Raw genomic sequence first — 12,555 nt, 5'->3', positions numbered from 1 at the left:
CTCTAGTCCAGCAGGAGCAGAGCGGTGGGCGCGTCCGCCGACGTGTTGGCCAGTTCCTCGAACTCACCGACATTGTCGATCTCGGTGCCCATCGAGATGTTGGTGACCCGTTCGAGGATGATCTCCACGACAACGGGAACCTTGTGCTCGTTGGCCAGAGTCCTGGCCCGCACGAGTGCCTCACCGATGAGCTCGGGCTCGGTGACTCGAAGCGCTTTGCACCCCAGGCCTTCTGCGACCTGCACATGGTCGACGCCGTAGCCCTTGGGGATACCGGGCTGAGTGTCCAACGTGTCCTGGTGGTTGATGTTGTCGAATCCCAATTGCACGCAGAAGTCCATGTCGAACGCACGCTGCGCCTGCCGGATCAGCCCGAGGTACGAGTTGTTCACCACTACATGCACATACGGCAGATTGAACTGCGCACCGACGGCCAGCTCCTCGATCATGAACTGAAAGTCGTAATCGCCGGACAGGGCAACGACATTCGCAGTCGGATCTGCGGCCACCGCCCCGAGCGCCGCGGGGATGGTCCAGCCGAGCGGGCCGGCTTGTCCACAATTGATCCAGTTGCGCGGAGAGTAGACGTGCAGGAACTGACCGCCCGCGATCTGGGACAGCCCGATGGTGCTGATGTAGCGGGTATCGCGATCGAAGACCTTGTTCATCTCCTCGTAGACGCGCTGGGGCTTGATCGGCACGTTGTCGAAGTGGGTGCGCCGATGCATCGTGCGCTTGCGCGTGGCACAGTCGCCGACCCAACCGGACAGATCGCGCAGTACCCCTGCGGCGCGGCGCTCTTCGGCGACAGCGACGAACTGCTCGAGGGCCGCCTTGGCGTCGGAGATGATGCCGTAGTCGGGCGCGAAGACGCGTCCGATCTGAGTGGGCTCGATGTCGACGTGGACGAACTTCCGGCCCTTGCGGTAGGTGTCCAAGCCCCCGGTATGCCGGTTCGCCCAACGGTTTCCGATGCCGAGTACGAAGTCCGAGGCCAGCAGCGTTGCGTTGCCGTACCGGTGCGCGGTCTGCAAACCGACCATGCCCGCCGCGAGGCGGTGATCGTCTGGAATGGTGCCCCACCCCATCAGAGTCGGGATGACCGGCACGTCGAGGAGCTCGGCGAGCTGCACGAGCAGGTCCGACGCATCGGCGTTGATGATTCCGCCGCCGGCCACGATCAACGGGCGCTCGGCAGCCAGAAGCATGTCGATGGCCTTCTCGGCCTGAGCACGCGAGGCGACGGGCTTGTGCACGGGCAGCGACTGGTACGTGTCGGGATCGAACTCGATCTCGGCCAGCTGCACGTCGATGGGCAGATCGATAAGCACCGGACCGGGGCGACCGGACCGCATCAGGTGGAACGCCTGCGCGAAGGCCCCGGGAACCTGGGCCGGTTCGAGCACCGTCATCGCCATCTTGGTGACGGGTGCCGCGATCGACGCGATGTCGACGGCCTGGAAGTCTTCTTTGTGCAGCCGCGCGACCGGGGCCTGCCCGGTGATGGCAAGGATCGGAATCGAGTCTGCCATGGCCGAATACAGCCCGGTGATCATGTCGGTACCGGCCGGACCGGAGGTGCCGATACAGATGCCGATGTTCCCCGGTGAGGCCCGGGTGAAGCCCTCAGCCATGTGTGAGGCACCTTCGACGTGGCGGGCCAGCACGTGGCGGATGCCACCGTGATTGCGAATCGCCGCGTAGAACGGGTTGATCGCTGCACCGGGTAGGCCGAATGCGGTTGTTGCACCTTCGAGTTCGAGAATCTTCACTGCGGCATCTGCCGCGCGCATCCTGGCCATGTCAGTTGTCCTTGCTTGTGATCGGGGAGCCCGAGAGGCGAGCGACACCGCGGTACAGCGCCGAATGATCCAGTCCACCATCGCCGTTGGCGCGGGCGGAGGCCATCAGCTGCGCCAGCACTGCACCCATGGGAATCACGACGCCCGCTTCACTCGCAGCCGAGGTGACGATGCCGAGATCCTTGTGGTGCAGGTCGATGCGGAAGCCGGGCTCGAACGAGCGGTCCAGCATCTTCTGGGCCTTCTGGTTCAGCACGGCCGAACCAGCCAGGCCCCCGCCGAGAACCTCCACCGACGCAGCCAGATCGACGCCGTAGGCCTCGAGGAACGCGATCGCCTCTGCGAGCACCTGAATGTTGCCGGCCACGATCAACTGGTTGGCCGCCTTGACCGTCTGCCCGGATCCGCTCGGACCCACGTGCACGACGGTCTTACCGACAACGTCGAGAATCGGCTTGGCCGTGGCGAAGTCGTCCGCGCTGCCACCGACCATGATCGACAGCGTCGCGTTCTCGGCTCCGGCCTGGCCACCGGAGACCGGGGCATCGAGGATCCGGAAGCCGCGCGCAGTCGCGTCGGCCGCCAATGTCGCGGTGACGTCGGGACGGATGCTGGAGAAGTCGATGATCAGCGCGTCGCGTCGGGCATTGTCGAACACCCCGCCCTCACCGGCGAGAACGTCCTGCACATCGGGGGAGTCGGGGACCATGATCGCGACGATGTCGGCGTCGTGGACGGCCTTGGCGATCGAATCGGCAGCGGTGCCGCCGGCCTCGACCAGAGGACCCGTGCGATCGGGGGTCAGGTTGTAGCCGACCACCTGGTGGCCGGCCTTCGCGAGGTGAACGGACATGGGACTGCCCATGATTCCGAGGCCGATGAATGCAATGGTGCTCATGAGAAATCCCTACTTGGTAGTGGTGGCCAGTTCGAGCCACGCGAATGGATCCGGCTGGGTGGCCTTGTATTCGAGTCCGACGTAGCCGTCGTAACCCCGTGCTGCGAGACCGGTGAGCTGCCCGCCGAGGTCGAGCGTGCCGGTGCCCGGTTCTCCCCGGCCGGGGGAATCGGCAATCTGCACGTGCCCGATCAGGTCGTGGTGGGCCTCGAGTGCTGCGGGAACGTCGTCTCCGTTGACGGCGAGGTGGTAGAGGTCGGCGAGCAGGCGGAGGTTGTGTACGTCCTGCTCACGGGCGACACGTCTGATGGTCGCGACGGCACCGGCGGCGGACTTCAGCGGGTAAGCGGGTGCGCCGCTGACCGGCTCCACCAATACGACGCCGCCGATCTTCGCGGCGGCTCTGCCTGCGGCGGCCAGGTTCTCGATCGCGACCTCGTCCTGATCCAGCGGATCCACACCGTCGATGCGGTTGCCGTACAGGGCATTGAATCCTTTGGTGCCCAGCTGCTCGCCGATTCCGACGGTGACGTCGATGTTGTCGCGGAACGCCTGTACCTGCGCCGGATCGGAGAGAATTCCGCGATCACCGGCCGGCATGTCTCCTGCGGCGAAGTTCAGGCCGGTCAGCTGTACACCCGCATCGCGGACGGACGACACGAATGCATCGACGTCGGCATCGGACGGGACCGGGTTCGAGAACGGCCACCAGAATTCGACGGCGTCGAACCCGGCGTCGCGGGCACGCTGCGGGCGATCGAGGAGGGGGATATCGGTGAAGAGGATCGAACAGTTGACGGTGTACTGGAGTCGAGAATCAGCAAAGGGGTTCATGCGCAGTGCCTTTCAGTTCTGAGGTTGCGGCAGTCCGCGGTATCGACGCCAGCTGCCCGCATAGGTGATGTCGGTCAGCTCGTCCGGTTGCGCGTCGAGCACCCCGGGGCGGAGACCGACGCCGAGGACGGAACGCCCGTCCTCGAGCGCAACCACGGTGAGCTCGAGCTCCGGCGGTTCGTCCGGGAGGAACGACGTTCGGATGTCGTCGAGCGGAATGTCGTACAGCTCGCCTTCGATGGCCGCGCCGGCGGTGTGGTCGAGCAACAGAGCCGGGAATTCGTCCCGCACGGAGAAGAACCGGTAGTCGGGTGTGGTGCGCACTGTCCCCACGAACGGGTGGGACGAGACATTGTGGTGCAGGCTGCCACCGCGCATTGCGCCACCGTTGCAGAAGAGTTCCGTCATGAAGTGGTGCCTCCTAGGGGACGACTGTTCGTGTTTAAAGTCCGTCATACGGAATATTGATTCCGTATTGTGTTCCGAGTGTGGCGTGCACCACGTAGCTCTGTCAAGACCCGTACGCCCAGGCGGCCCTTGCGAACCGCCGAATTCCGCAGTGCAGCAACACTGGAAGGCTCGACATGGACTGCTATGAATCAACCCTTGACAGTCGGTGTGATCGGTGTCACGCTCGATTGGTGGAATCGACATTTCGTAATACGGAATCAGAGTCACAGGGAGCCGTTGCCGATCTGAACACGGCCTCCGAGACCGATGCGGTACGCACGCTCTCGCTCTGCCTCGACGTGCCTCGCTGGGTCGAGGGAGTTCTGAGCGCCCGCCCGTTCACCGACGTGCAGGCCCTGCGTCACGCCGTTCATCACGCTGCCGCACCCTTGACGGCCGACGAAGTACACCGCGCACTTGCCGTACATCCGCGCATCGGCGAGAAACCCGACAATCACGATGCAAGTGCGGACTACGCGAGCGCCGAACAATCCGGCGTCGACGTCTCCGACGCAACCGTCGAACAGCGGCTGAGAGCAGGAAATCTGGCCTACGAGAACCGCTTCGGGCAGGTCTTCCTGATCAGGGCCGCCGGCCGGGATGCCGACGCAGTTCTCGACGCTTTGCAGACCAGGCTCGACAACGACCCCGAGACCGAGGCAGCCGTCGTCGAACAAGAACTGCGGGAGATCGCCGAGATTCGCGCAACGGGAAGCCTCGGCGATGCCTGACCCGAGGAGCCATGTGACCGCTCATGTGCTCGATGCAGCGAGAGGCATTCCTGCGCAGGGGATATCGATCTCTTTGACCGACGCTACCGGTGCACAGACGGCCCATGCCGTCACCGATGAGCAGGGCCGCGTCTCCTCACTCGGACCGAACGAACTGATGCCCGGCACCTACCGCCTCACCTTCGCAACCGGTGCGTACTTCGCGGCGCAGAACACCGAATGCTTCCACCCCGAAGTGGTCGTCACCTTCGAGATCACCGCACCCGACCAGCACTACCACATCCCACTTCTGTTGAGCCCGTTTGCTTTCACCACCTATCGAGGGAGCTAGAAACCATGACCATCGTGCTCGGAGCAAACCAGTACGGCAAGGCCGAATGCAGGCTCGTCCGCATCGACCGCGAGACGCCCCGCCACCGGATCACCGACGTCAGCGTCACGTCTCAGCTACGCGGCGACCTCGACGCCGTCCACACCGAGGGCGACAACGCACACGTCGTTGCCACCGACACCCAGAAGAACACCGTGTACGCCTTCGCCCGCGACGGCATCGGTGCCATCGAGAACTTCGCACTCCGTCTCGGCGCGCACTTCACCGGCAACTTCGACTGGATCACCGGTGGACGCTGGGAGATCGAGCAGTACCAGTGGTCGCGTATCCCAAAAGGTGAAGCAGGAGTGGAGCCTGCGGAACGACCCGGTTCGAACGGATACGACCACTCGTTCGTCAAGGCGAGCGACGAGAAGCGGAACACCATCGTCACGGTCGACGGCGACAACATCTCCATCGTCTCCGGAGTCAGTGACCTCGTGGTCCTCAACTCGACGGCGTCGGAATTCTGGGGATACCCGAAGGACCGCTACACCACATTGAAGGAGACCACGGACCGAATTCTGGCCACCTCGGTCAGCGCCCGCTGGCGGTACCTCACCACCGAGCTCGATTTCGACAAGACCTTCGACGACGTCCGTTCGATCATGCTCGACGCGTTCGCATCGACTCACTCTCTTGCGTTGCAGCAGAGCCTGTTCCAGATGGGCAAGCAGGTTCTCGAGGCACACCCGGAGATCGGTGAGATCAAGTTCTCGATGCCCAACATCCACCACTTCCTCGTCGACCTAGAGCCGTTCGGACTCGACAACCCCGGTGAGGTCTTCTACGTCGCGGATCGCCCCTACGGTCTGATCGAGGCCACAGTGGAACGCGACGATGCCCCGGACGCAGGCCGCGCCTGGGATACCGTGCCCGGATTCTGCTAGGAGCGAGCCGACATGAAGCTGACGAAACGCGCGTCGACCAAGACCCATACGCCGCACGACCCCGCCCGTCCCGAGGACGAGCGTTTGTCGATCGGCAGGTCGTACGTCTACGGATTGCAACACATCCTGACGATGTACGGCGGCGTCATCGCACCACCTCTGATCGTCGGCGGCGCAGCGGGATTGACCGGCACCGAGATCGCGCTGCTGGTCTCGGCCGCGTTGTTCGTCAGCGGAGCGGCCACGTTGCTGCAGACACTCGGAGTGCCCTACTTCGGCGCGAAGCTACCACTGGTGCAGGGCATTTCGTTCGCGTCGGTGTCCACGATGGTGGCGATCGCGAGCGGGCCCGGCGGGCTGAACTCGGTGTTCGGAGCCATCATCGCCGCCGGTGCGATCGGCATCCTCATCACTCCGTTCTTCAGCAAGATCGTGCGCTTCTTCCCACCGGTGGTGACCGGCACGATCATCACCGTCATCGGCATCTCGCTACTGCCCGTTGCGGTTCGGTGGGCCATGGGCGGTGATCAGCAGGCCGCCGACTGGGGCTCGATGTCCAACATCGGGCTCGCGGCCTTCAGCCTCGTGGTGGTTCTGCTCGTCAGCCGACTCGTGCAGGGCACACTCTCGCGCCTGTCGATCCTCATCGGCATCATCGTCGGCACCCTGTTCGCTGTCCTGGTCGGCAAGGCCGATTTCTCCGGCGTGAGTGACGGTGCCATCTTCAGCTTCCCCGAGCCGTTCGCGTTCGGAGCACCGACATTCCAGGTGGCGGCCATCATGTCGATGGTCGTCGTCATCCTGGTGATCATGACCGAGACCACCGCCGACATCCTGGCCGTCGGCGAGATCGTGGGCACCGACGTCGATGCCCGACGCGTCGGCGACGGACTGCGAGCAGACATGGTCGCCACCACCATCGCTCCCGTGTTCGGCACCTTCCCGGCCAGTGCGTTCGCCCAGAACGTCGGACTCGTGGCCGTCACCGGAATCAAGAGTCGCTACGTCGTCGCAGCCGGCGGCTCGGTGCTGCTGTTCCTCGGCCTCTTCCCCGTCCTCGGGCTCGTCGTGGCATCGGTTCCACTGCCGGTACTCGGCGGCGCGGGCATCGTGTTGTTCGGCTCGGTGGCGGCCAGCGGTATCCGGACGCTGTCCAAGGTCGAGTTCGACGGCAACCTCAACCTCGTCATCGTGGCGGTGGCCATCGGATTCGGTGTCATTCCCATCGCCGTGCCGGGCTTCTACGCGGCCTTCCCCGACTGGGTCCACGTGGTGCTCGACTCGGGCATCAGCGCCGCGAGCATCGTGGCCGTCGTGCTGAACATCCTGTTCAACGTCATCACGAAGGGTCAGAAGCCCTCGCCCTCGGTGGTGACCGCTGCACCGCCGGTGGCGACGCGGCATCACCAGTAGAGTTCTTCGGGACGGGTACGACTACGACGGTGCGAGGTGGACTGTGGCGGCAGGCGGCGGGGTGCAGTCCGTGGAGCGAGCGTTCGAGTTGCTCGACATCATGGCCTCCTCGGGCGGATCCATCGGCATCAGCGAACTCGCCGAGGGCACCGACCTGCCGATGCCGACGGTGCACCGACTGATCGGCACCCTTGTCTCCCTCGGCTACGTCAGGCGTTTGCCGTCACGCCGATATGCATTGGGCACCAAACTGATTCGATTGGGTGACAGCGCGTCCAAGCTCATCGGTGGATGGGCCAAGCCGTATCTCGCCGAGCTGGTGCGGATCACCCACGAGACCTCGAACATGGCATTTCTCGAGGACGACATGGCCGTGTACGTCGCGCAGGTCCCATCGGAACACGCGATGCGGATGTTCAACGAGGTCGGTCAGCGCGTGTTACCGCATTCCACCGGCGTCGGCAAGGCATTGCTGTCGCAGTTGGACGACGACGCCGTCCGCGCGATCGTCGGCCGCCTCGGCATGGCCCCACGCACCGTCAACACCATCACCACACTCGACGCGTTGCTCGAGGATCTCGCACTGATCCGCGAACGCGGGTACGCCGTCGACGACGGTGAACAGGAGGTGGGAGTGCGCTGCTTCGCCGTTCCGGTGATCGGCGCTCCGACGCTCACGGCGATGTCCATTGCCGGGCCCACCGCTCGGGTTACGCTCGAGTCGGCCGAGGAGTTCGTACCCCTGCTGATCTCGGCCGCGGAACGCCTCGCGAAAGATCTCGCGAGCAACATCCCAGCGCCTTAATCTTTCAACACTCTCGCGTCGCCGGCGAAGGACCGCACCTGCTCGGTCAACCAGACGTGCGCCGGAACTGCGCCGCCGAGAAGCTCCCGCGCCAAAGCCGGGGAGTCTCCGATCGGGACGTCACTGCCGGCGATGATGATGTTGCCGTAGCGCCTGCCCTTGAGCATCGCAGGATCGGCCACGATAGCCGTGTGCGGAAAGATACTTCCGACGGTCGACGCCTCCTGCTTTGCGAGCGACAGGTCTCGGCGGTCACCGCAGTTCACGACGTACATGCCGCCCGGCGACAGGACGCGTCGAACATGCTCGGTGAACTCGGCGGTGAGCAGCGGGGCCGGAGTTGTGGCTCCGGCGAACACATCTCGCACGATCAGGTCTCGGCTGTTCTCGCTCAGCGTCTCGGTGACGGCCCGTGCCTCGCCGACGCGGATACGCAGCAGCGGTGCCCGAGGGAGGTCGAACCATTCACGAACCAGCTCCGAGAGCTTCCCGTCGAGCTCCACCACCACCTGACGCGCACCGGGAAACTCCGCGGTGAACGAGCGCGCCAGTGTGCACGCTCCGCCCCCGAGATGCAGAGCCCGCAGCGGGAAGCTCGAATCCCATTGCGCTCGAACCAGTCCCGAGATCCACCGCATGTACTCGAACTCGAGCACCGTGGGGTCGTTCATGTCGATGTGCGAGCTCGGGACGTCGTTGACGTTGACTACCCACCCGTCGTCGGAGAAGGTATCGCGCACCAGTTCGCAGGTGCCCGAGTCGATTTCGAACAGGCCGGGCTTCAGCCCTCCAGCGGACTCACGCTTCCTACCCATGGGAGTCCTCGAGCCGGAAGTCCTCGAAATCGAATCCCGGGGTGACGATGCAACTGACCAAGCTCGGCTCGTCGCCCATCGGACGCGCCCGCTGCCACACCGACGGTGGCACGATCTGCTGCGGAGATTCGGGTGCAACCAGCAGCGTGGTCACCTCACCCGGCTGGGTTCCATCACTGCCCAGGTCGAGTTGCACCGGACTGCCCCGGTGATAGAGCCACATCTCGGTGCCGCGAACGGTGTGCCAGGCCGACTGCTGACCGGGCATGAGTAGGAACAGAATTGCCGTCCCTGCCGCGCGGGGACCGGGATAACCGTCGGGCAGAGCTGCCTGTGGAATCGTGATCTCGCTGCGCCAGGTCTCCTTGAACCATCCACCCTCCGGGTGGGGTGCAAGGTCCAGGCTCTGAGCCCAGTCGGGCAACGATGTCATGGACGCAACCCTAATCCGTGGCGACCTGAACCCGGAACCTGTCGCGCTCGGTGTGCAGGCTCCACAGCTGCTCGGCGAGAGCCTCCGGGCTCTTCTTCGGATCGCTACCGTCGATAGCACCACCGATGATCAACTGCGACACCTGAATTCCCTCCGCGGCCAACTCCTCGTTGAGCAGCTGCGCGTACGCGGCCTGGCCGGCGAACGCGATGGACGTGCCGGTGACCGTACGACCGGGCTTGACTGCGGAACCGCCGTTGACGAACAGGATGGTGCCTTTGTTCTCGCCGAGGAAGCGCATTCCCGGCAGCACCTGATGAACGGCGGCGATGGGTCCGTAGATGGAGAACTCGACCGGACCGACCATGTCGGCCGGGGTGGTCTCGAGCACGGGCCGCATGAAGTCCTTCTGCGGAAGCGGGCTGTACTGCAGCACCTCGATGGGGCCGAGGGTTTCTGTGACCTGCTCGAGCGCTGCGGCGATGGAGGCCGGATCGCGCACATCGGCGACGAATCCCTTGGCGGATACACCGTCGGCAGCGAGCTGATCAGCGAGTGCGTCGACACGGGACCGGTTGCGGGATATCAGGCCGACCGAGAAGCCCTCCGCGCCGAACTTACGCGCCACTGCTGCTCCGAGACCTGCACCTGCTCCGACTATTGCTATCGATGTCATGTCGAATGCAAGGAGCGAGAATCCTCGACTATTCCGACGACCGCCTCGAGCAGGGCTTCCGCACTCTCGTGCAACGCGCTGACATCCGCGGTCCAGCCGAGCACCCGCAGGGCGGCCTCGGCAATCCCCGCCGCATCCACCGTCGGGTCGCGCCGTCCGTTCTCGCGGTCAGCACGCGCGTTCACCACGGTCTCCACCAGACGAAACGGCAGGTCTTCCGTGCCCGGTCGGCGCTCGGAGCCGAGTTCAACCAGCGTGTCCGACGCGATGGCCGCATACAGGCTCATCAGTGTGTAGCGGTGATCGCGAAAGGCCTCGAAACGCTCACTGCGCAACTCGGGCAGCAGATAGAGCGCACCCAGATTCCAGGTGGACGCGGCCAGCTGCCCGGCGTCGAAGTAGGCGAGGGCGTACATCTGGGTCGGGGCCTCGGCTCCGGAATCGCGGATTCGCTGCGCAACGGCCAACGGCGCGTCGACGGTGCCGCTGAGAAGTGCGTCGAGGATGTCGTCCTTGGTGGCGAAGTGGTGATAGAGCGAGGCCTGACGCAGTCCGACAGCGTCGGCGATGACGCGGGTCGAGGTGTTGGTGAATCCGCGAGTGGTGAACAGCTCAGCCGAGGCGTCGAGTATTTCCTCGCGAGCGGTGTCCCCTGCCCGCTTCTTTGTGCTCAGCCGTGGTCTGCCTGCGCCGGTCATGACTGCATATTGTCAGGTCCACGTGACGGTGAGATTTCTGTCATCTGATCGAAATAGACGAAACGAGCTTGTTTCACGACGGACACCGCCCGGGAACGGCGGTGCCGAAAACTATCAACTGACAGAAACCCGCCTCGGCGATGCAGCGGGCGGTCACTCACCACCCACCTCGCCCGTAGGAGTGAACATGAGCTCGACAACATTGCCGGCCCCCGGCGCGGGATCGGAACCGGTTCGTACGACGGACCATTCGGATCTTGCTGCCCTCGGGTACGACCAGCAGCTGCACCGTAGCCTCGGCAAGTACGCGTCGTTCGCCGCCGGCTTCTCGTTCGTCTCGATCCTGACCACCATCTTCCAGCTCTTCGGCCTCGGCTTCAGCTTCGGCGGCCCGGCCTTCTTCCTGACCTGGCCGCTGGTGTTCCTCGGCCAGTTCATGGTCGCCTTGAACTTCGCCGAACTCGCCGCGCGCTATCCCATCTCGGGGGCCATCTACCACTGGTCCCGGCGCATGGGCGGTGAACTGGTCGGCTGGTTCGCTGGGTGGTTCATGATCATCGCGCAGATCGTCACCGCCTCCGCCGCCGCAATCGCGTTGCAGGTGGTGCTGCCCAGCATCTGGGGCGGATTCCAACTGATCGGCGAGGACACGGCACTCACCTCGCCGAGCGGTGCCGCGAATGCCGTTGTGCTGGGATCGATTCTGCTGGTACTCACGACCACCATCAACTGCATCGGCGTGAACTGGATGTCGCGCATCAACAGCATCGGCGTCACCTGCGAGATCGTCGGCGTCATCGCCCTCGTGCTGGTGTTCTTCACCCATGCCGAGCGCGGCCCGCAGGTGGTCTTCGACACCGGCAGTGCCGGAGCAGATCCCGGCTACATCGGGGCCTGGATCGTCTCGGGTCTGATGGCCGCATACGTCATGGTCGGCTTCGGCTCGGCGGGCGAACTTGCCGAGGAAACCCGCAATCCCCGACGCGTCGCACCGCGCACCATCCGCCTGGCCCTCTCGGCATCGGCTCTCGGCGGTGGCCTGATGATCGTCGGCGCACTGATGGCCGCACCCAGCCTCACCGACGGTCAGCTTGCGACGCAGGGACTTCCGTACGTCATCGATTCGATTCTCACCTCGCCGTGGGGCAAGGTCCTGCTCGTCGACGTCGCCATCGCCGTGTTCATCTGCACCCTCGCCATCCAGACCGCAGCCTCCCGGTTGATGTTCTCCATGGCCCGTGACGGACGACTGCCGGCATCCGCTGCACTGGCCAAGGTCAACTCGCGCACCGGAACTCCCATCGCACCCTCGGTGCTGATCGGCCTCGCCTGCGTAGCCATCCTCGCCGTCAACGTCGGGAACTCCGCGATCTTCACGACCCTGTCGAGCGTCTGCATCGTGCTCATCTACCTCGCCTACATGATGGTGACCGTCCCGCTGCTGATCCAGCGACTCAAAGGCTGGCCGCACGGCGGAGTGCAGAAGGACGCCGACGGCGAGAAGCTCTTCACCCTCGGCCGCCTCGGCCTGCCGGTCAACATCGCCGCAGTTCTCTACGGCGGGCTCATGGTGGTCAACCTATCGTGGCCACGAGCCGAAATCTTCGACCCCACCGGCGAATTCCCGCTGCTGCGCTGGGCCGCACCCCTGACCGTCCTCGCAGTGATCGTCGTGGGCATCGCCTGCTTGCCCCGCGGCAAAGCCCACCCGAAGCCCGTCACGATCGGAGCCTGAAGTCT

Annotated in this window: 14 protein-coding genes; 6 read left to right on the top strand and 8 right to left on the bottom strand. The window is 64.7% G+C overall.

Going from position 1 to position 12,555, the window contains the following annotated elements:
• Positions 1 to 2 precede the first annotated feature (2 nt).
• Genes gcl through CH262_RS22965 form a run of 4 tightly spaced genes read right to left on the bottom strand, consistent with a single transcriptional unit; the run spans position 3 to position 3,942 of the window.
• Positions 3 to 1,802 (bottom strand): glyoxylate carboligase, encoded by a 1,800-nt coding sequence (gene gcl / locus CH262_RS22980; RefSeq protein WP_094718502.1) that lies wholly within the window; start codon positions 1,800 to 1,802, stop codon positions 3 to 5.
• Position 1,803: 1 nt separating this feature from the next.
• Entirely contained in the window at positions 1,804 to 2,700 is an 897-nt protein-coding gene (locus CH262_RS22975) for a 2-hydroxy-3-oxopropionate reductase (RefSeq protein WP_094718501.1), read from the bottom strand.
• 9 nt (positions 2,701 to 2,709) lie between these two features.
• Entirely contained in the window at positions 2,710 to 3,534 is an 825-nt protein-coding gene (locus tag CH262_RS22970) for a hydroxypyruvate isomerase family protein (RefSeq protein WP_094718500.1), read from the bottom strand.
• Between the two features lie 12 nt (positions 3,535 to 3,546).
• Positions 3,547 to 3,942, bottom strand: a complete 396-nt coding sequence (locus tag CH262_RS22965) for an allophanate hydrolase-related protein (protein WP_094718499.1) — start codon at positions 3,940 to 3,942, stop codon at positions 3,547 to 3,549.
• A 233-nt stretch (positions 3,943 to 4,175) separates the two neighbouring features.
• Between CH262_RS22965 and uraD the strand changes: the two genes are divergently transcribed.
• From uraD to CH262_RS22940, 5 genes are read left to right on the top strand one after another with little or no spacing between them, the layout of a single operon-like run.
• Positions 4,176 to 4,715, top strand: coding sequence for a 2-oxo-4-hydroxy-4-carboxy-5-ureidoimidazoline decarboxylase (uraD, locus tag CH262_RS22960; protein WP_256988927.1), 540 nt, complete (start codon positions 4,176 to 4,178; stop codon positions 4,713 to 4,715).
• Positions 4,708 to 5,046 (top strand): hydroxyisourate hydrolase, encoded by a 339-nt coding sequence (gene uraH / locus CH262_RS22955; protein ID WP_094718497.1) that lies wholly within the window; start codon positions 4,708 to 4,710, stop codon positions 5,044 to 5,046. Before uraD ends, uraH begins: the two co-directional genes overlap by 8 nt.
• 5 nt (positions 5,047 to 5,051) lie before the next feature.
• Positions 5,052 to 5,975 carry a factor-independent urate hydroxylase gene (gene pucL, locus CH262_RS22950; protein ID WP_094718496.1) on the top strand — a complete coding sequence of 308 codons (924 nt, stop codon included), beginning with the start codon at positions 5,052 to 5,054 and terminating at the stop codon, positions 5,973 to 5,975.
• A 12-nt stretch (positions 5,976 to 5,987) separates the two neighbouring features.
• Positions 5,988 to 7,388, top strand: a complete 1,401-nt coding sequence (locus CH262_RS22945) for a nucleobase:cation symporter-2 family protein (RefSeq protein ID WP_094718495.1) — start codon at positions 5,988 to 5,990, stop codon at positions 7,386 to 7,388.
• Positions 7,389 to 7,431: 43 nt separating this feature from the next.
• Positions 7,432 to 8,193, top strand: a complete 762-nt coding sequence (locus CH262_RS22940) for an IclR family transcriptional regulator (protein ID WP_094718494.1) — start codon at positions 7,432 to 7,434, stop codon at positions 8,191 to 8,193.
• On the opposite strand, the gene CH262_RS22935 is transcribed toward CH262_RS22940, so the two are convergent.
• From CH262_RS22935 to CH262_RS22920, 4 genes are read right to left on the bottom strand one after another with little or no spacing between them, the layout of a single operon-like run.
• Positions 8,190 to 9,008, bottom strand: coding sequence for a spermidine synthase (locus CH262_RS22935; protein ID WP_094718493.1), 819 nt, complete (start codon positions 9,006 to 9,008; stop codon positions 8,190 to 8,192). The two genes, CH262_RS22940 and CH262_RS22935, sit on opposite strands and share 4 nt — an antisense overlap.
• Positions 9,001 to 9,441 carry a cupin domain-containing protein gene (locus CH262_RS22930; RefSeq protein ID WP_094718492.1) on the bottom strand — a complete coding sequence of 147 codons (441 nt, stop codon included), beginning with the start codon at positions 9,439 to 9,441 and terminating at the stop codon, positions 9,001 to 9,003. The genes CH262_RS22935 and CH262_RS22930 overlap by 8 nt, the downstream gene beginning before the upstream one ends.
• Before the next feature lie 10 nt (positions 9,442 to 9,451).
• On the bottom strand, positions 9,452 to 10,117 hold the full coding sequence (locus CH262_RS22925) for an SDR family NAD(P)-dependent oxidoreductase (RefSeq protein ID WP_094718491.1): 666 nt from the start codon (positions 10,115 to 10,117) through the stop codon (positions 9,452 to 9,454).
• Complete coding sequence (locus CH262_RS22920; protein WP_032369984.1) at positions 10,114 to 10,815, bottom strand: TetR/AcrR family transcriptional regulator; 702 nt, start codon at positions 10,813 to 10,815, stop codon at positions 10,114 to 10,116. Before CH262_RS22920 ends, CH262_RS22925 begins: the two co-directional genes overlap by 4 nt.
• A 187-nt stretch (positions 10,816 to 11,002) precedes the next feature.
• On the opposite strand from CH262_RS22920, the gene CH262_RS22915 reads away from it, so the two are divergent.
• Positions 11,003 to 12,550 carry an amino acid permease gene (locus CH262_RS22915; protein ID WP_094718490.1) on the top strand — a complete coding sequence of 516 codons (1,548 nt, stop codon included), beginning with the start codon at positions 11,003 to 11,005 and terminating at the stop codon, positions 12,548 to 12,550.
• Positions 12,551 to 12,555: the final 5 nt, after the last annotated feature.

Origin of the sequence: Rhodococcus sp. 05-2255-1e (assembly GCF_002259025.1) — a bacterium.
Taxonomy (GTDB): domain Bacteria; phylum Actinomycetota; class Actinomycetes; order Mycobacteriales; family Mycobacteriaceae; genus Rhodococcoides; species Rhodococcoides fascians.
Note: the sequence above shows the minus strand (reverse complement) of the source record. Positions and strands in the feature narration are given on the sequence as shown.